This window comes from Streptomyces sp. NPDC089424, assembly GCF_044749345.1.
Taxonomy (GTDB): Bacteria; Actinomycetota; Actinomycetes; order Streptomycetales; family Streptomycetaceae; genus Streptomyces.
The window spans coordinates 37,628-55,229 of sequence record NZ_JBIVHU010000002.1 but is presented as its reverse complement, the minus strand read 5'-3'; the positions used below and the strand labels follow the sequence as shown (position 1 = coordinate 55,229).

The window sequence follows — 17,602 nt, the reverse complement described above, 5'->3', positions numbered from 1 at the left end:
TCCGTGTGCCCGAATCCCCGACGACCCCCGAGATTTTGGGAACACCCGCGCCGCACGGCGGGCCCGGGCCCGCCGTGCTGTTCCCCGACTGGCAGGGCCGGCCTCTGACCCTGTGCCGTGCCCTGTACGGGACGTTCCCGGTCTTCCGCGCCGCGTTCGACACCGTGTGCCGCGCCCTGGACGACGTCCTGCCCCTGCCGCTCGCTGCGGTGGTGTTCGCTCCACAAGACGGCGTGGACACACGGCTGTCCGCGGTGCCGCAGTACGGCCGCGGCGCGCTGCTCGCCTACCAGGTGGCCCTGTACCGGCTGTGGGAGGGCCAGGGGGTGCGGGGCGCGGCCCTGGCCGGTGACGGTGTGGGCGCGTGCGCCGCCGGTCATGTCGCGGGCACGCTGACCCTGCGCGCGGCGGCACACGGCACCGTCCGCCCGGCCGAGGCGGCCCCGCCCCGGGCGGAACACCGGCTGCGCTCGGCCGGTCACACCCACGTCCTCGAATGCGGCCCGCACCCACGGGCGGGGGACGTCACCGCCACGGTCGGCGACACCGCGGACGTCCTCACCGCCCTCACCCGCCTGCACCGCCCGATACCCCTCGGCGGCCTTGCGCCCGCGCCCCGCCCCGGCCGCTGAACCACGCGCCACGCGCCGCTAGCGGGGACATGACCGCTAGCGAAGCGCTGGGCAAGTGCTGGAGAAACGGGGACAAAGCCGCGCGTGCCCCTACCGTGGCCGGTGTCGACTGGGAGGAGCCGGCCGTGGACGAACGGCACACCACCGCGCGCGTACCGCCCACCGCCCGCGTCCGCGGGCGCACGCGGCCCGCGGACGCGCACGGCGCACGGCCCGCCTCCGCGATCCGGCCCGCACGCCGCCCGGCGGCGCCTGTGCTCCGCGACCGGCCCGCGCCGCTTTTGCCGGACCGTGTCAGCGCTGTATCAGCGGTATGTGGCGGATCTGGCCATGATCGAAGGTCCGTGCGTCAGGAGAGGAGGAAGACCGATGCCGACGGATCGCTTTCCGGCAGCGACGACGACCGTGGTCCTGGACCCCGGAGACCCCACCCGGGAGTTGCGGCCGGTCATGGAGCTGCTGGGCCGGCTCGACACGGCCCTGCTCCAGGCCGCCCTCGACCGGATCGCCGCCGACCATCCCACACCGTTCACCGGCCGGCTCCGGCTGCACCGGCACGGGCCCGGCCACCACAGCCTCGAACTGCCCCCGGCGGCCGGTGACCCGGCGCCCTACCCGGCCGGACTCCTGGCCGACCTGATCACCAGCACCCCGGCGGCGGCACCCGGCGCCGCAAACCCGGCCGGCGGCGGCCGGCCGCGGCCGTACGGGCCGCTGCCGCAGACCTTCTCCGTGACCCCGTTGCAGCGCGCGCTGCTCGCCGAGAAGAGGACCGGCCCCGACCACCAGGTCGAGCAGCTCGCCTGGCGGTGGCACGGGCCGCTGGACACCGCCCTGTTCACCGCGGCGTGGCGGGCGGTGTCCGCCTGCGAGAGTGTCCTGAGGTCCGCGTTCATCTGGGACCCGCACCCCCGCGCTGTGCTGTTCGACCGCTGCGGCTTCGAGGTGACCCGCCACGCGCACGGCACCTTCGCCGACCGCGAGCACCTCCTGAGCGCCGAGCGCTCCCGCGGCTTCGATCTGCGCCGCCCCGGTCCGCTGCGCGTCGCCCTGCTCGACGGGCCGCCCGTGCGCTCCTTCGACGAGGAGCCGTCCACCGACGTGGTGCTCACCTACCACCGCGCCCTCCTCGACGGCTGGAGCGTGCGCGTCCTGATCCGCGAGTTCTACCGCGCCTACCTGTCCGGCGGCACCCTGCCCGGCGGCGAACGCCGCCCCGACCTGCGCGACTACACCCGATGGCTGGACCGTCAAAACCCCGCCCCCGCCCGCGACTTCTGGAGCCGCAACCCCTTTGCCGCCGCCCTGCTGCCGCGTGCCGCCCCGGGGACACGCACCGGCCACGACGGTTCGGGACGCAGCCGCGCCCGGCTCTCCCGGGCCGAGACGACCCGGCTCGTGCACTGGGCGGCACGGTGGGGCGCCACCGAGTCCAGCGTTCTGCACACCGTGTGGGCGATGCTGCTGTACCGGGCCTCCGGCCCGCTGCGCGGACCCGTCCCGGTCGGCTTCGGTGTCTCCTTCTCCGGCCGCGGCAGCCTGATGGAGGACATCGAGCGGATCCCGGGCCCGCTCGCCAACCCGCTCCCGCTGACCGTCGAGGTCGACCCGGCGGACACGGTGGCGCGGCTGCTGCGCACCCTGCGCGACCGGGTGCTGGACATGGCCGGCCACGAATGGACGCCGGCCGGCCGCATCCAGGAGTGGACCGGCCGGGACGCCGCCGAACCCGCCGAGACCCTGCTGGCCTTCGAGCACACCCCGCGCCGCGACGACCGGCTCACCCGCGCCCTCGCGGCGCACGGCGTGCGCGTCGAGCAACCCGTCCCCGCCATGGCCCGCACCGCGAGCGCGCTGGCCGTCGTCGCCCACCACGACGGACAGGGCGCTCTGGTGCTGTCCGCGGTCCACGACCGCGAACGCCTGGAGGACGACAAGACGCGGGCCATGCTCGCGCAGAGCGCCCGGCTGCTGCGCATTCTGCCCGCCACCGTGCGGGAACGGACCACCGTCGCCGACGTGATCGGTTCGCTCAGCGGCGTGGAAATGCCCCGCATGCACGAGGGGGGCGGGCCCGGGAGCCCGCTCGTCCCGCTGCGCGCGGCGGCCCTGCCGGGCAGGGCCACGATCTGCCTCGTCGCCGCACCGGGCGCGCCCGACACCTGGTGCCACCGCCTCGTGCGCCACTACGACGGCCCCGAGGCGCTGTTCGTCCTGCGGGCCCCGGCGGACGCATCCGGCGGCGGCGTGGCCGCGCTCGGCCCCGTCGCCGGCCCCGGCACCCGCCTGGTGCTGGGCGGTTTCTCCGGCGCAGGAGCCATCGCGTACGAGATCGCCCGCCACCAGGTGGCGGCGGGCCGTAGACCGCCGCTGGTGGTCCTCGGCAGCGGCGAGGACGATGACGCGGCGCGAGAGCTGGCCCGGGTGCTCACCGAGGTCGCGGCGGGCTGAAAGGGGGACGCCGGACGGCGAGGAACGCACCGCCGCCAGCCACCGCGTGCCTTCACCCGGCCCGCCGGGCGGCCCGGGTGACGGTCACCGCACCACCGCGGTGGCCTCCCGGGGCAGGAGCAGGGCGCTGCGCACGTCGTCCTGGATCCGCCCGGCGACCTGCGGGAGCCGGTCCTGGAAGTAGAAGTGGCCGCCGTCGAACAGCCGCAGGCCCAGGAAGTGGTCGGACACGGCCGCCCAGCCGCCCAGGCGGTGCGGCGGCGCCACATGGTCCCGGGTGCCGCCGAACACCGACAGGGACACCGGGAGCGGCGCGGTGAGGGGTTTCGTCCGCCAGGTCTCGCTGATGCGCAGGTCCGCGCGGATGGTCGGCGCGAACAGGTCCCACAGTTCCTGGTGGGCCAGGACCGAGGACGACGAACCGCCCATCGCCAGCAGTTCCTCGCGCAGGTCCGCGTCGGACAGCAGATGCCGGCGCACCGGGTCCCCGTCGGGGTGCAGCGTGCCGCGCGCGGACACCCCGAGCCAGACCGGCGGGGTGCGGCCCAGATCGATGAGCCGGCGGGCCAGTTCGTAGGCGACGAGCCCGCCCATGCTGTGCCCGAAGAACGCGAAGCGGCCCGTCAGCAGGCCGTCCAGCTCGTCCAGGAAGTGATCGAGCAGCGCGCCCGTGTCGCTCATCGCGGGGCGTTCGTCGCGCGGCCCGCGGCCCGGCGCGTCAGGAATCCGCACGTCCCAGCCGGCCGGGAAGTGCGACGACCAGTCCTGGTACATCAGATGTGAACCACCGGAGTGGTGGAACACGAACAGACGCAGCTCCGGCTCTTCCACCTTCTGCATGACTGCTCCATCGACGAGATGCCCCAGTGGGCCCAGCGCCACTGTGCACGCATGCTCGCAGCCGCCTGTCGAGGACCGCTCGAGGACCGATCCAGCCGACGGCTGCTTGAGGAACACGCGAAGGATGCTCGATCCGCGCCCCGCACAGTGATCCGCACAGGACTCCGTACAGGACTGCGTACAGGACTGCGTACAGGACTTCGTACAGGACACGGACCGGAATCGGGGCCGAGATCATGACCGTCGAGCTGGTGCGCACCGCTGGACGCCTGCCCGGCGGTGAGGGGTTCGCCGCCCTGTACGCGCAGGCGCAGCAGTTCTACGCGCACCAGATGCGGATCCTGGACGCGCACGGCGCCGAGCGCTGGGCGGGTACCTTCACCGAGGACGCCCTGCTCGAACTGCCGCACCTGCCGGCGCCGATGCCCGCCCGCGCCGGGCTCGCCCACTACCGGCGCGCCGGCGCGGAGCGGCAGCGGCGGGCCGGCGGCCGCCTCGAGCACTGGGTCGGCAGGCTCGACGTACGTCTCCACACGGACGGCTCGCTTCGCACGCGCTGCTCGGCCCTGGCCTACGGCACCCCGGACCAGGGCGGTTCGCGGATCCTGTACGTGTGCGTCATGGAGGACGTCCTGGTCCCGGCCGGCGGCGGGTGGCGCACCGCGCACCGCCGGGTGACCCGCGACGACCTGGCCTGAAGCGGGCGGCAGCGGCCCGGCAGGGCGGCGTGGGGGTGGAGCGCCGCCGCAACTGAACTCGACGTTCCGCACAGCCGAGGGGGCCGGGGCCCGCCCCGTGCCTAGAGTGGCCGGGCACATCCCCTCCCCGTCCGCGCCCGCCCGCCGTCATCCCTTCCGACGGGGGCGGGCGGGTTTGCGGACCGGCACGGGAGCGGCCGGCCGCCCCCGTGGAACAGGGGAGCCGGTGCCGCCGGGGGACAACCGTCCGCACAGCAGCCGGACCTGCCAAGGACCCTCCCCGTGCCGCCCGCCCGGTGCGCAGCCACCGCTGCCCCGGGCGAGCAGCCCCATCGACCCGACGACGGCCCGTTAGCGGGCCCGAGCGGCCGGCGCCGCACACCCCGCCGCGCCGAGCACGCATCCCTCACTCACGAAGAACTTAAGGAGGAACCCGCCATGTCCCTGAACGGCGCCTCACCCGGCGGACGGGCACCCCGGGCCGAACGGAAGGCGGTCGCGCACCGACTGCTCATGTGCCGGCCGCAGTACTTCGACGTGACCTACAGCATCAATCCGTGGATGAACCCGGACAAGCCGACGGACACCGCAGCCGCCCTGCTCCAGTGGGAGCAGCTGCGGGAGCTGTACCTTTCGCTCGGGCACACGGTCGAGGTGGTCGAGCCGGTCGAGGGCCTGCCGGACATGGTGTTTGCCGCCAACGGCGCCACCGTGGTGGACGGCAAGGTCCTCGGCGCCCGCTTCCGGCACCGGGAGCGGACCGCGGAAGGGCCGGCCTACCTCGACTGGTTCGCGCGCAACGGCTTTGACGACCTGCTGTGGCCGGAGCACATCAACGAGGGCGAGGGCGACTACCTGCGCGTGGGACGCCGGATGCTGGCAGGCACCGGCTTTCGGACCGACTCCCGCTCGCACGGGGAGGCCCAGGAGTTCTTCGGCCTGCCCGTGACGGGCCTGACCCTGGTCGACCCGAACTTCTACCACCTGGACACCGCGCTCTCGGTGCTCTCGCCGGACGAGATCATGTACTACCCGGCGGCCTTCAGCCCGGGCAGCCGGGCGGTGCTGCGGGAGATGTTCCCGCACGCGCTCCTCGCCTCGGAGCAGGACGCCGCGGTGTTCGGTCTCAACGCCTTCTCCGACGGCCTGAACGTGCTGCTGCCGCAGGCGGCCACCGGGCTCGCCGCCCAGCTGAAGGAGCGGGGCTTCAACCCGATCGGGGTGAGCCTCGGTGAGCTGCTCAAGGCGGGCGGCAGCGTCAAGTGCTGCACCCTCGTGCTGTCGTGACACGGCGTCACCCGTCCGCCCGCCGCCCGCACCGCGCGATGCCGGGCGGCCGGTGTGCCCGCCCGCAGGTCACGGCAGGCCGGTGACCGCGGCGAAGACGTCGTCCAGCGTGCGGGAGTGCACGGTGAGCGACTCGGCCGTGGCCGCTGCCGCGTCCAGTACGGCCAGTACGGCCCGTACGGTCTCGACACCGGTGTCGCCGGGGAGTTGCAGGGTGAGGGTCGCGGGGTCGCTCAGCGCGCCGCCGCCTTCCGCGCCCGGGCCGGCGCCGAAGGCGGCGCCGGCCCGCTCCAGGGCACGCGCGTCGGCGAACCGCAGCCGGACGAGGCCGGGAGGCGGGTCGTTGCGGGGCTCTCGGGCGCATCCGTGACCGCCCGGGGGCGGCACCACGCCGGGCCCGTGCGCCGGGCGGGCCTCGGCCAGGGCGCTCAGCAGCACGAACCGGGCCTCGGGCGTGAGGGAATCGGCGAGACGGCGGGCGAGGACGCGGGCCGTGTCCCGGTCCGTTGCGGCCGCGACGGCCAGCTCGTGGCCGAGGGCAGCCGCCCACGCCGAGGGATCCGCGCCGGGGACGCGGCCGCCGGCCGGGAAAGGAGTCGGGGGAACGTGTGTCACGGGCACTGTCCTCGCCTTCGCCCGCCTGCCGCCGTCGGGGTGCCGGCGCGACGGCCGCCGCGCGGCCAGGACGTGCCGGTGGCCCGCGGTTGACGTCGTCGCCGCTGCCGCTGCGCGTTCACGACAGCATCTCCGCCTCGTCCGGGTCCGGCACGATCACCGTGCCGGCCCCGTCGTCGGTGAACATCTGCCAGAGCACCGAGTGCGGGATCCGGCCGTCGATCACCCGGGCCGTCCCCACGCCGCCCCGTACGGCGTGCAGGCAGCCGGTCATCTTGGGCACCATGCCCTCGCTCAGCTCCGGCAGCAGCTTCTCCAGCTCGCCGGCCGTGAGCCGCGCGATGACCTCCTGGCTGTGCGGCCAGCCGGCGTACAGGCCCGCGACGTCCGTCAGCAGGACGAGCGACTCGGCGCGCAGCGCCCTCGCGAGGGCCGCCGCGACGGTGTCGGCGTTGACGTTGTGGACCAGGCCGTCCTCGGCGCTGCGGGCGAGCGGGGAGACCACGGGGATCCGGCCGTCCGCCAGCAGCGCGTCCAGGGCACCGGTGTCCACGCCGGTGATGTCGCCGACCCTGCCGATGTCCACCGGCTCCCCGTCGATCCACGGCACGTGCCGTACCGCGGTGAGGGTGTTTGCGTCCTCGCCGCTCATGCCGACGGCGAGCGGGCCGAAACGGTTGACCAGACCGACCAGTTCGCGCTGCACCTGGCCCGTCAGGACCATCCGTACCACGTCCATCGCGGCCGGCGAGGTGACGCGCAGCCCGGCCCGGAACTCGCGCTCCATACCGCGCCGCGCCAGCTCGGCGTCGATCTGGGGGCCTCCGCCGTGCACCACCACGGGCCGCAGCCCGGCGTAGCGCAGGAAGACGACGTCGCGTGCGAAGGCCGCCGTGAGGTCCGCGTCGACCATGGCGTGGCCGCCCAGCTTGATGACGACCGTGCGGCCCTGGTGACGGGCCAGCCACGGCAGGGCCTCGCCGACGAACCGGGCCTTGGCCTCGGCCGGATGCGCGGGGACGGTCATGAGAGCCTCGCACGCCGAAAGGCGGGAGGGCCGGCCGGGCAGTGGGTGCTCATGGGCACGACTCCTTCTGTGACGGATGCCCGGCCCGGAAATCCCAAGACCGGTGGACACGCGCTTGAATTCGGCATGAAAGACCCCAGCCGTGCCGGGAGCCCCTGAGAAGGTGAAGACCGGATTCCCTTCACTTCACGTGAAATGGCCGACAGCTTCCCCCCGCCGGGGATGATTCTTTACTGTCCGCTCGAAAGGGAATCGTGAACGGCTTGAATGGGAGTGGACCGAAGGGCGGTGATCATTCCCCGTTTGGTTTGAGACAGCAAATCTGGAGTGGACCCCGGTGCCGCTGCCACGGCACCGGGGCGCACCTCGCAGTGCGCCGTCCTTTTCAGACGGCGGAGGGCGCCCCCACGGGGCGGGTACGGTCCAGTTCCCGCTCGGTACGCCGCAGCACGATCGAATCGGCGATCTCGCCGCTGCGCACCGCGATGTTCGACAGCAGCGACGACGACAGGCCGTGGCTGTGCTCCGTGCCGCCCTGGAGATAGACGCCGCAGGTCAGCCCTGACGCGGGGACGAGGCGGTAGTCGCGTTCCATCCGGTGCATGCCTGCCGCGTCGCGCTGGAAATGCCGGTCGAAGTCGCCGAGCAGACGGGCGGGGTCCAGGCCGTCGTAGCCGGTGGCGAACACCACCGCGTCGACGGCGAGTTCCTCCGTGCGGTCATCGAGCAGCGAGCGCAGGACCAGCCGCGCCGCGCTCCCGAGCGCTTCGACCGCGTCGACCCGGGCGAGATTGCGGAAGTGCAGCCGGCGGCTGCCGCGCACCTGCTCGTCGTAGGCACGCTGGTACAGCGCCCGGATGACGTCGGAGTCGACCACCGCGTAGTTGGTGTTGCGGTGGTAGCGCCAGAACGCCTCCTGTGCCTGCGAGGTGCCGAAGTAGTACTCGTCCACCGCGCCGGGGTCGAACACCTGGTTGGCGAACGGGGTGTCGTCGGCGACGGAGTAGCCGTAGGACGGGATGACCGCGCTGACCTGGGCGTGCGGCAGCTCGTCGTGGAGGAACCGGGTGATCTCGGCCGCGCTCTGGCCGGCGCCGACCACGGCCACGTGCTTGAGGTCGTCCGGCGCCTGCGCGTGGAACCTGCTCAGGAACTCCGAGCTGTGCCACACCCGTTCCCCGGACGTCACGCCCTGCGGCAGACGCGGCACCAGGCCCGTCGAGACGGCCACGTTGCGCGCGGTGACCGTTTCGGTTCTGCCGTCGCCGGAGCGCACCTCGATCTCAAGGAGGTCGGGCGTGCGCTCCCCGTCCCCGGCGAGGGGCCGGATGGAGGTGACCTCGGCGCTGTAGGTGACCTGGTCGCCCAACCCGGCGGCCGCCCACTCCAGGTACTGGTGGAACTCCTGCCGGGTCGGATAGAAGTCCTGGTTGTTCACGAACTGCACCAGGCGGTTCGAGGCGTGCAGATACGAGACGAAGCTGAACCGGGACATCGGATTCCGGAACGTCGCCAGGTCCTTGAGGAACGAGATCTGCATGGTCGTCGACGGCAGCAGCATGTTCCGGTGCCAGCCGAACTCGGGCTGCCGCTCGAAGAAGCGGGACGTGACTGGATGCTCCGGGGCGCTCGCCCCGTGCTCCTCCAAGGCGATCGCCAGCGACAGGTTGGACGGGCCGAACCCGATGCCGACCAGGTCGTAGATCTCTTGGTTGCGCCTGCCCGTTATGCCCATAGAAAATTCTCCCACTTTGCGTCTGGAAAACTCGGAGGGTGTCCCGAGAGACCGTTTCGCAGTGTGCTCCTGAGAGACTCTCAAAGGCAACTCGAAGACGACATGAAGTCCTGTCGAGAGCTTCTACGGGGATGCTCGACATCCGAACTCGTTGTCCTGGCGACGGGACGGAGCTATGGTCGGCGCGGGTTCTCAGAATCTCCGCACGGCACAGTCGGCGGCGTATATGCCCCACGTGACGCGATCAGGCCATGACCTGATCCACGGCCATGTTCCGGCCATGTCTGCGCTCATTTTTTGAAAGGGTGAATCCGGATGTTTGTGCCCAGCTTCTACCGCGAACCCGACAGTTCGTGGATGGTGAACCTGATCGCCGGTAATCCGTTGGCGCTCGCGGTGGCGAACGGCGATGCGCGAAACGGCCCGTTCGCCACGCATCTGCCGGTGATCTTCGACCCCGAGACGTCCGGCGACTGGCAGGGCGACCTGCCGGGGGCCACGCTCCTGGGGCACATGAACCGGGCGAACCCGCACTGGCAGGCGCTGGAGAGTGGCGGGGTCCTGGTGCTGACCTTCACCGGTCCGCACTCCTATGTGTCGCCCACGGTCTACGAGGTGACGCCGGCGGCCCCGACCTGGAACTTCACCGCGGTCCATGTCCGGGGCGTGGTCCAGAAGATCGACTCGCTGGAGGAGACCCTGGGCGTGGTGCAGTCCACCGTGCAGGCCTTCGAGAAGGCGTTCGGTGACGACTGGGACATGACCGGGTCGCTCGACTACTTCCGCAAGATCGCGCCCGCGGTGGGGGCCTTCCGGTTCACCGTGACCGGGGCCGAGGGCATGTTCAAGCTCAGCCAGGAGCAACCGGGCGAGGTGCGTGAGCGGGTGCGCGCATCGTTCGGGCAGAGCGCGTGCACGTACAAGCGGGAGACCGCCGGGCTGATGAGCCGGCTGCCCTGACGGGCCGGGGGCCTCGGCGCCGGGGACTCAGGCGCCGACGGTCACCGGCGGGGCCTGCCCGGCCGGTCTGTGGGTCCGCGCGTTCTCCTCGGCACCGTCGGCGCCCGGTGCAGCCAGTGCCCGGACGCCTTTGCGCCCGGAGATCTCCGCGGGTGCCTGCGGCTCGCCGAGGTCCTCGAGGGCGTTCGCGGCCGCGCTGTCCAGTGCGCTCGTCACCCACTGCTCGAAGTCGACGCCCAGTTGCTCCGCGGCCTTGTGCCACCACTGAAGACGGCTGCCCGCGACCTCCAGGCGGCGGCTCGGCTCGGCGGGAGCCTGCGGCTCCTGCTCGCCCCGGCGTTCGGCGCGCAGGGCGCCGCGCAGTTGCTTCGTGGTCCACTGCCGCTGCTCGGCGCGATCGAGCCAAAAGTTCTGTTCCTCCACCGGCATGGAGGCCAGTTCGGCATGGTGCTGGAAACTCAAGGAGGGGCGGCGCCGGGCGTGGCCGAAGCGCCGCGCGACCCACGCGTAGTTGCGCAGGGTCTGGTACGAGAGGCCGACTGCCCGTATGCCGCGCTGATACCGGTCGGTGTAGTGGTCCTTGCCGTAGACGAGCCAGTCGCCCAGCCACCAGGAGGACGAGTCGAGGACGCCGGCGAGCTGGCGGCCGGAGCGTTCCCACTCGTCGTAGGCCATCCCGGTCGGCAACTGCAGGCCCACCTTGGTCGTGAGTACCTGGCCCCGGCCCTGCGCAGCCCCGGTGGCGGGCGACTGCCGTGACGGGGGCTGGGGGAGGACGGTTGCCGGGCCGCCAAGTGACCCCGCGGTTCGACCAGCCTGACGCGCCATCATGCCTCCAGGAAAAGGGTGCACACAATCAGCCATAAGTCTGGCGGGACCGGCTGAAGCGGCACCGGAGCGGCACTCGAACGGTTGCGCGGGGGTTCTGCCGGTCCGGGCACAGGCGCTCCGTGCCGGCCCGTCCGGCCGAAGCCGGCCACGCGGCGATCACCGCGCCGGCCGCGATACCCGTCCCGTTCCTGGACGAGGAGCCGGCCACCGCCGGCCCGAAGAAGCCTCGCTGCCGGCTGCCGCACGCCGCCGTCCTCTCACCCGCGGGTGGCCGACGCCTGCGCCGGCGAACATCAGCGACCTGGCCCTGGCGGCACGGACGCGCCGCGGCCCTCGACCGCCTGAGCGCACTGCCCGCCCGGCCGGCTGAGCACCCGCCATGCCGGCACCGAGGACGCATCGGCCCCGTCGGCCACTGCCTGGCGGCGACACCGCATCACCCCCGCCCAAGCGGCGAGGCTAGCCGACCGACACCCGTCGTTCCGTGCTCGCCGTCAGCTCGTTGAAACGGCACAGCAGCCGGTGCTGCTCCTGCTGCAGTTGCTCGATGCGGCGGTGCAGGCCGGCCATCTCCCGGTAGAGGGGCAGCACCACGTCGTCGGCCGCCGCGTCCGCTCCGCCCCCCAGAGTTGCGGCCGGGAGGGGGTCCGGCGCCGAGGTGAGGGCCGGGTCGTGGCGCAGGATCCGCTCGCGCAGGCCGCGCAGCGCGGGACTCGGCTCGACACCGAGTTCGGCCACCATGTGGTGGTACGCCCGGGCGTACACCTCGAGGGCCTCCGCCTGCCGGCCGCAGCGGTAGAAGGCGACCATCAGCAGATCGTAGAACGTCTCGCGCATCGGGTGATCGACGGTCAGCTCCACCAGCTCGCCGGTGATCTCGCCGTGGCGCCCGGTGCGCAGATACGCGTCGTACATCATCTCCAGAGCCGTCAGACGGTGCTCCTCCAGCTGGGCCGCCTCGACCGCGCAGATGTCACCGAGGACGCTGCCCTCCAGCGCCGGGCCGCGCCACAACGACAGGGCCCGGCGCAGCAGTTCAGCCGACTTGCCGGGGTCCTCGGACAGGAACCGCCTGCCCTGCGCGGTCAGATGCCCGAAGCGGGTGGCGTCCGTCTCGACGGCGGCGAGTTGCAGGGTGTAGCCGTGCGAGGTGGTCACGATCCACGGGCGTCGCGCGTGCTGTTCGCCGTGCCGGTTCGGCGGGCCGGACAGCAGCCGGCGCAGCCGGGCCACATGGACCTGGAGCGCGTTCGTCGCGTTGGCGGGAGGGCGCTGGCCCCACAGTTCGTCGATCAGCCGGTGCGCGGAGACGTTGTGGCCGGCCCGCACCACCAGAGCCCCCAGCAGCGCACGCTGCTTGGCACCGGTGGGCTGGATCCGAAGACCGCTCTGCTCGTCCTGGACCTCCACGAGACCGAGAATGCGGAACTGCATCTCTTCACCTCACACAAGCGGGAATCTCAGTCGGTTGCAGGCGCCGGGCGGTCACACGCCGGTGGTCACCGACGGCGCGGCGGGAGCAGGTCGTGCCCGAGGAAGCCGGCGAGGCCGGCGTCCGGGATCCGCGGCACGCGCACGGCAGTTCGTGTGCGCTCCCACGCTCCCCCTCGGATCGGGCCACGCGTCCTCGACCATAGGGCGGTCTCCGGCCGGCGGGGCGCGGATGCGAGAGGAGTTCCGCCGCCGCTGTAGCGGCTCTTGAGCGGTCCGCGCACCCACCGCAGGCGCGGCCGCCGGTGATCGGCCCGGCATCGCCCGCCGGCCCGGCCGGACCCGGACCGGGCAGCGCCTGACCGGCCCGTTCCCGCAGTCGCGGGCGCGGCATCGTGACACAGGAACGCCGCCGGGTACAGGGGATCCCGGCGCGCCGCGGGTTGGGCCGGACGGACGACCGGCCTGCGGACATGACGCCTTGTGGCGCCGCCGACCGGCTCCTTACGGTGACGTGGCATGCCGGGGGCCGCCACCGCTGCCGGGTGTCCTGTCGACCGGACAACGCCGGTCCGGCGACCCTGCCCGGTGCCTTCCCGCACCCCCCCGGCGATTTTCCATCCCTCAGTCACCCCGTGACGGACAAGGACGGTGCCAGTTGAGCACGAACCCATTCGATGACGAGGACGGCCGCTTCCTCGTCGTGGTGAACGACGAGGAGCAGCACTCCCTGTGGCCGGTGTTCGCCGAGGTGCCCGCGGGCTGGCGCGTGGTCTTCGGCGAGGCGGCCAGGTCCGAGTGCCTGGAATACGTCGAGCGGAACTGGACCGACCTGCGCCCCAAGAGCCTTCAGCAGGCCATGGCGGGGGACTGACCCCGGCCCGGACCCGCGCCGGATCGACCCTCGTCGGCCCGTCGCCCGCACACCCGCCTCTCGCCGGCGGCCGCGAAGAACACGCGCGGGCCGGCCCAAAGGGGAACGACAGTGATCGCCGCCCGGGCGCTCCGCCCGACGATTCGGTTCACGCCCGGGCACACACTTTTTGAGTTGGGAGATGAAGGTCGTGAGGGGCGCTGTGAAAACCGCGAGCGCGGGGCCGGTGGACAACAGTGGCGAGCCCGCGCAGCACGATGCCGTCCTGTCCCTCCTGGGGACCCGGGCCAAGGTGCACGAGTCGGGGATGATCTTCCCCGCGAACCTCTCGGAGCAGTCCTGGGAACGGATCGGGACCAGCCTGCGCGAGCTGGTGAACTCCTCGGCCTGGTGGCTCGCCGACTGGCTGATCTACGGGGAGAGCACCTACGGCTGGCGCAGGTACAAGGAGGCGATCGAGCGGACAGGGCTCGACTACCAGACCCTGCGCAACTACGCGTGGGTCGGCCGGCGCTTCGACCACCACCGCAGGCGCGGCGGCCTCAGCTTCGCCCACCACGCCGAGGTGGCCCGCCTGTCACCGCCCGAGCAGGACTACTGGCTGCGCAAGGCCGAGCAGCAGAAGTGGTCGCGCAACGAGCTGCGCAGAACGGTCCGCGCCAGCCTGGCCGTGCAGAGCGACACGGCCGAGATCCCCTCCAGCGGCGACGGCAAGAGCCCGGAGGTGGCGCGGCTGGCCGAGTCGGCTGCCGCCGGCAAACGCAGGCAGAAGGTCACGACACTGACCATCGAGCTGTCCGCCGGCCAGCTGGAGCACTACTCGCAAGCCGCGGCGGCGCACGGCCTGCCCGTCGGCGAGTGGGTGACCCAGGTCCTGGAGACCGCCGAGCGACGGACCGCCTGAAGGCGCACACCCGGCTGCGCGCCGCCCCAACACGCCGGTCACACCCCCCTCCCCGTGGCGTGCCGGCGGCCCGTCCGACCGGACACCTCTCACCATCGGAGTCAGTTGATGATCCTCAAGGGAAAGCGGGTCGCCCTGCCCCCGTCGACCGTCGTCCACCGGCAGTTCGAGGCGCACGCCGCGGCCACCCCCGACGCCGTCGCCGTCGTCTGCGCCGGCCGGCAGACCACGTACGCGGAGCTGGACGTGCGGGCGAACCGGTTCGCGCACTACCTCGCCGCGCGCGGACACGGCCGGGGCGCGAAGATCGGCGTCTGTCTCGACTACTCGCTCGACATGCTCGTCGCGATCCTCGGCACCCTGAAAGCGGGCGCGGCCTACGTGCCGTTCGACCCCGCCTACCCGGCGGCACGCCTCCAACTGCTGCTGGGCCAGGTGCCCGACCTCGCGCTCACCGTGGTCTCCCCGGCGACCGCCGCGATGGCCGAGTCGGCAGACGTCGAGACCGTCGACCTCCAGCAGCTGTCCGGCCCTCTGGCGGACCTCCCGGCGACAGCGCCCGAAGTCCCCGTCACCGGGGACGACATCTGCTACGCCGTCTTCACCTCGGGCTCGACCGGCACGCCGAAGCTGACCGCGGTGCGGCACGAGGGCTGGTTCAACCTGATGAACTGGCTGCGGCTCGAGTACGGCCTGCACAGCGGATCGCACAACCTGGTCGTCAGCGCGTTCGGGTTCGACCTCTCCCAGCGGGCCCTGATGACACCGCTGTTCTGCGGCGCCACCCAGTACCTGCTGGCGAGCCGCAACTTCGACGCCATGATGGCCTACCGCATCCTCACCGAGCACGAGATACGCGTGGTGCACTGCGCCTCCAGCACGCTGTACGTGCTGGTCGACTGGGAGAGCGCACGCGGCGGCGACGCACTCACCCGGCTGGACTACGTGCTCTTCGGAGGGGAGCCGCTCAAGCCCGAGCGCCTCGCGGACTGGGCCAAGCGCGAGGGCAACGGCTGCACCCTCCTGCACCAGTACGGCGTCGCCGAGTGCACCGACGTCGCGACCTCCTACGACCTCGCCGGGTACCGGCCCGGCGAACACGACATCGCCCCGGTCGGCAAGCCCGCCTACAACACCGACATCCACCTCCTTGACGAGCAGCTGCGCGGGGTCGCCGCGGGGGAGTACGGCGAGGTCTGCATCGCCGGAGCCGGCGTCGGCGCGGGCTATGTGGGCGCCACCGGCCCCGAGAACGAGAAGTTCACGACCATCACGGCCGACGGCGCGCCGCTGAGGCTGTACCGCACCGGCGACCGCGGCCGGGTGAACGAGGCCGGCGAACTCGTCGTCGCCGGCCGGATCGACGCGCAGGTCAAGGTGCGGGGCATGCGCATCGACCCCACCGATGTCGAGCGCGCGCTCGGCCGGCTGGCCGGGGTCCGCGAGGCCGCCGTGGCGGTCACCTACACCGGCTCCGGCGACGCCGAGCTGCTCGCGTTCGTCGTCCCGGCGGGAGCGAACGCTCCCGACGAGAACGACCTGCGCGCCGGCCTCCTCAAAACACTGCCGCGGAACATGGTGCCGGCCCGATTCATCTCCGTTTCCAGCATTCCGCTGAGCCCCCACGGAAAAGTGGACCGGCCCGCGCTGCTCGACATGCACCGGGACCGGTACGCCGTCAGCGGCACGACGGCGTAGCCGGCGGACCCCGATGACAACCGAAAGGAAAGCGATGATCGCCGACGAGGTGCGCGCCATCTGGTGCCGGGAACTCAAACGCGACGACATAGCGGTCGACGACGACTTCTTCGCCCTGGGCGGCCAGTCCGTGATCATGGTCAGGATCCAGGGTGCCTTCCTCGAGGACCTGGGCGTCGAGGTGCCGGTGGACCAGATGTTCCGCAACCCGACGGTGGCCTCCATCTCCGCGTACATCGAATCCCAGGGCGAATCCCAGGGCGAATCCCGGGGCGCGGTGGCCTCCTAGCGTCAGGCCCGGCCCACTCCGCGCGCTCTCGCGTTTCGCTCCCTTGCACAAGTCCTTTCCGGCTGCGGCCGTTGGAATCCAAGAAGCCATCAGGCAAGAGAGGCGCCATGTACGACGTGATTGTCATAGGTGCCCGTTGTGCGGGATCGCCGACGGCCATGCTCTTCGCTCGGCAGGGTTATCGCGTCCTGCTCCTGGAGAAAGCAAGTTTTCCGCAGGACACGCTGTCCTCGCACTACATCCACCTGCAGGGCGTGGCGCTGCTGAACCGGTGGGGGCTGCTCGACAGGCTCCGTGAGGCGGGCTGCCGGCCGATCGACCGCCAGAGCTACGAGGGGCCGGGGGTCCGCGTCGACGGCTTCTCCCTGCCGATCGACGGCCAGCGCACCACGTACGCGCCGCGCCGCTACGTGCTCGACCCGATCCTCGCGGACGGTGCCGTGGCGGCCGGCGTGGAGTTCCGGGAGTCCTGCGCGGTCAACGACCTGGTGTTCGACGGCGACCGGGTCGTCGGCGTGCGCTACACGACGCCCGGCGGCGCCGTCGCGGAGGACCGGGCGCGCCTCGTCGTCGGAGCGGACGGCATGCGCTCACTGGTCGCCCGCAAGACCGGCGCGCCGAACGTCATCGAGCACCCGCGGCTGACCTGCACCTACTACAGCTACTGGTCCGGAATCCCCGCACACTTCGAGCTGTACGAGCGGCCGGGGCGCTGGATCGGCGTCATCCCCACCAACGACGACCTCACCCTGCTCATGACCTACTTCCCGCAGGACGAGTTCTCCGGGGTCCGCAAGGACGTGGAGCCCTTCTACCTCGATGCCTTCCGCACGACGGCGCCCGAACTGTACGAGCGGATGCGGGCGGGCAGGCGCGAGGAGCAGCTGTACGGCACCGGGCACCAGGAGAACTTCTTCCGCAAGGCCTTCGGGCCCGGGTGGGTGCTGGTCGGCGACGCGGTGAACCACAAGGACTCCATCACCGCCCGCGGGATCACCGAGGCCTTCGCCCAGGCCCAGTCGCTCACCGACCACATCGGGCAGCAGCTGCACGACGACGCGGCCCTCGAGGACGCCCTCCAGCGCTACGAGGACGACCTGGACGGCGACGCCCTCAGCCACTACCAGGGCGCGCTGAACGTGGCCGAGCTGAAGCCCGAGGGGCGGGCCGAGCTGCTGCGGAAGCTGGTCGGCCACCAGGACCTGATCGACCGGTACTTCTCGACGCTGTCGGGCGCCTGTTCCCTCGACGACTTCTACAACACCGAACTCTTGACGCTGCTCGACCAGAGCTGAGTTGCGGCTTGCTCCCTGGTGGTCCTGCTGATTTT

At 72.2% G+C, this 17,602-nt stretch carries 16 protein-coding genes; 10 read left to right on the top strand and 6 right to left on the bottom strand.

Annotated elements, in window-relative coordinates; genetic code table 11:
• Positions 1-5 precede the first annotated feature (5 nt).
• A complete protein-coding gene (locus ACIP2X_RS07825) occupies positions 6-632 on the top strand; it encodes an acyltransferase domain-containing protein (RefSeq protein ID WP_401669040.1) in 627 nt (208 codons plus the stop codon).
• Positions 633-1,001: 369 nt separating this feature from the next.
• Positions 1,002-3,083 (top strand): condensation domain-containing protein, encoded by a 2,082-nt coding sequence (locus ACIP2X_RS07820; RefSeq protein ID WP_401669037.1) that lies wholly within the window; start codon positions 1,002-1,004, stop codon positions 3,081-3,083.
• 84 nt (positions 3,084-3,167) lie between these two features.
• Here the strand turns inward: ACIP2X_RS07820 and ACIP2X_RS07815 are convergent, their stop codons facing one another.
• On the bottom strand, positions 3,168-3,923 hold the full coding sequence (locus tag ACIP2X_RS07815) for a thioesterase II family protein (protein ID WP_401669035.1): 756 nt from the start codon (positions 3,921-3,923) through the stop codon (positions 3,168-3,170).
• Between the two features lie 236 nt (positions 3,924-4,159).
• Between ACIP2X_RS07815 and ACIP2X_RS07810 the strand changes: the two genes are divergently transcribed.
• Positions 4,160-4,621 carry a nuclear transport factor 2 family protein gene (locus ACIP2X_RS07810; protein ID WP_401669032.1) on the top strand — a complete coding sequence of 154 codons (462 nt, stop codon included), beginning with the start codon at positions 4,160-4,162 and terminating at the stop codon, positions 4,619-4,621.
• 438 nt (positions 4,622-5,059) lie between these two features.
• Entirely contained in the window at positions 5,060-5,908 is an 849-nt protein-coding gene (gene ddaH, locus ACIP2X_RS07805; RefSeq protein ID WP_401669029.1) for a dimethylargininase, read from the top strand.
• A gap of 69 nt (positions 5,909-5,977) precedes the next feature.
• Here ddaH and ACIP2X_RS07800 read toward each other — a convergent pair whose 3' ends face one another.
• The 3 genes from ACIP2X_RS07800 to ACIP2X_RS07790 form a co-directional block, all read right to left on the bottom strand.
• Positions 5,978-6,523, bottom strand: coding sequence for a hypothetical protein (locus ACIP2X_RS07800; RefSeq protein WP_401669026.1), 546 nt, complete (start codon positions 6,521-6,523; stop codon positions 5,978-5,980).
• Between the two features lie 118 nt (positions 6,524-6,641).
• Positions 6,642-7,550 carry an acetylglutamate kinase gene (gene argB / locus ACIP2X_RS07795; RefSeq protein WP_401669023.1) on the bottom strand — a complete coding sequence of 303 codons (909 nt, stop codon included), beginning with the start codon at positions 7,548-7,550 and terminating at the stop codon, positions 6,642-6,644.
• A 385-nt stretch (positions 7,551-7,935) separates the two neighbouring features.
• Positions 7,936-9,285 carry a lysine N(6)-hydroxylase/L-ornithine N(5)-oxygenase family protein gene (locus tag ACIP2X_RS07790; protein ID WP_401669021.1) on the bottom strand — a complete coding sequence of 450 codons (1,350 nt, stop codon included), beginning with the start codon at positions 9,283-9,285 and terminating at the stop codon, positions 7,936-7,938.
• 315 nt (positions 9,286-9,600) lie between these two features.
• Here ACIP2X_RS07790 and ACIP2X_RS07785 point away from each other — a divergent pair, with 315 nt between their 5' ends.
• A complete protein-coding gene (locus ACIP2X_RS07785; protein ID WP_401669019.1) occupies positions 9,601-10,245 on the top strand; it encodes an FMN-binding negative transcriptional regulator in 645 nt (214 codons plus the stop codon).
• A gap of 27 nt (positions 10,246-10,272) precedes the next feature.
• On the opposite strand, the gene ACIP2X_RS07780 is transcribed toward ACIP2X_RS07785, so the two are convergent.
• Both ACIP2X_RS07780 and ACIP2X_RS07775 read right to left on the bottom strand, forming a co-directional pair.
• Complete coding sequence (locus ACIP2X_RS07780) at positions 10,273-10,944, bottom strand: LmbU family transcriptional regulator (RefSeq protein WP_401669016.1); 672 nt, start codon at positions 10,942-10,944, stop codon at positions 10,273-10,275.
• Positions 10,945-11,535: 591 nt separating this feature from the next.
• The gene (locus ACIP2X_RS07775; protein WP_401669014.1) at positions 11,536-12,510 is read right to left on the bottom strand and encodes a BTAD domain-containing putative transcriptional regulator; all 975 of its coding nucleotides are present in this window, start codon (positions 12,508-12,510) and stop codon (positions 11,536-11,538) included.
• A 655-nt stretch (positions 12,511-13,165) separates the two neighbouring features.
• Between ACIP2X_RS07775 and ACIP2X_RS07770 the strand changes: the two genes are divergently transcribed.
• From ACIP2X_RS07770 to ACIP2X_RS07750, 5 genes are all read left to right on the top strand, one after another.
• Entirely contained in the window at positions 13,166-13,381 is a 216-nt protein-coding gene (locus ACIP2X_RS07770) for an MbtH family protein (protein WP_401669011.1), read from the top strand.
• A gap of 202 nt (positions 13,382-13,583) precedes the next feature.
• Positions 13,584-14,285, top strand: a complete 702-nt coding sequence (locus tag ACIP2X_RS07765) for an LmbU family transcriptional regulator (RefSeq protein WP_401669009.1) — start codon at positions 13,584-13,586, stop codon at positions 14,283-14,285.
• 108 nt (positions 14,286-14,393) lie between these two features.
• Entirely contained in the window at positions 14,394-15,983 is a 1,590-nt protein-coding gene (locus ACIP2X_RS07760; protein ID WP_401669006.1) for an amino acid adenylation domain-containing protein, read from the top strand.
• A 34-nt stretch (positions 15,984-16,017) separates the two neighbouring features.
• A complete protein-coding gene (locus ACIP2X_RS07755) occupies positions 16,018-16,272 on the top strand; it encodes a phosphopantetheine-binding protein (RefSeq protein ID WP_401669003.1) in 255 nt (84 codons plus the stop codon).
• 107 nt (positions 16,273-16,379) lie between these two features.
• Complete coding sequence (locus ACIP2X_RS07750; RefSeq protein WP_401669000.1) at positions 16,380-17,567, top strand: NAD(P)/FAD-dependent oxidoreductase; 1,188 nt, start codon at positions 16,380-16,382, stop codon at positions 17,565-17,567.
• Positions 17,568-17,602: the final 35 nt, after the last annotated feature.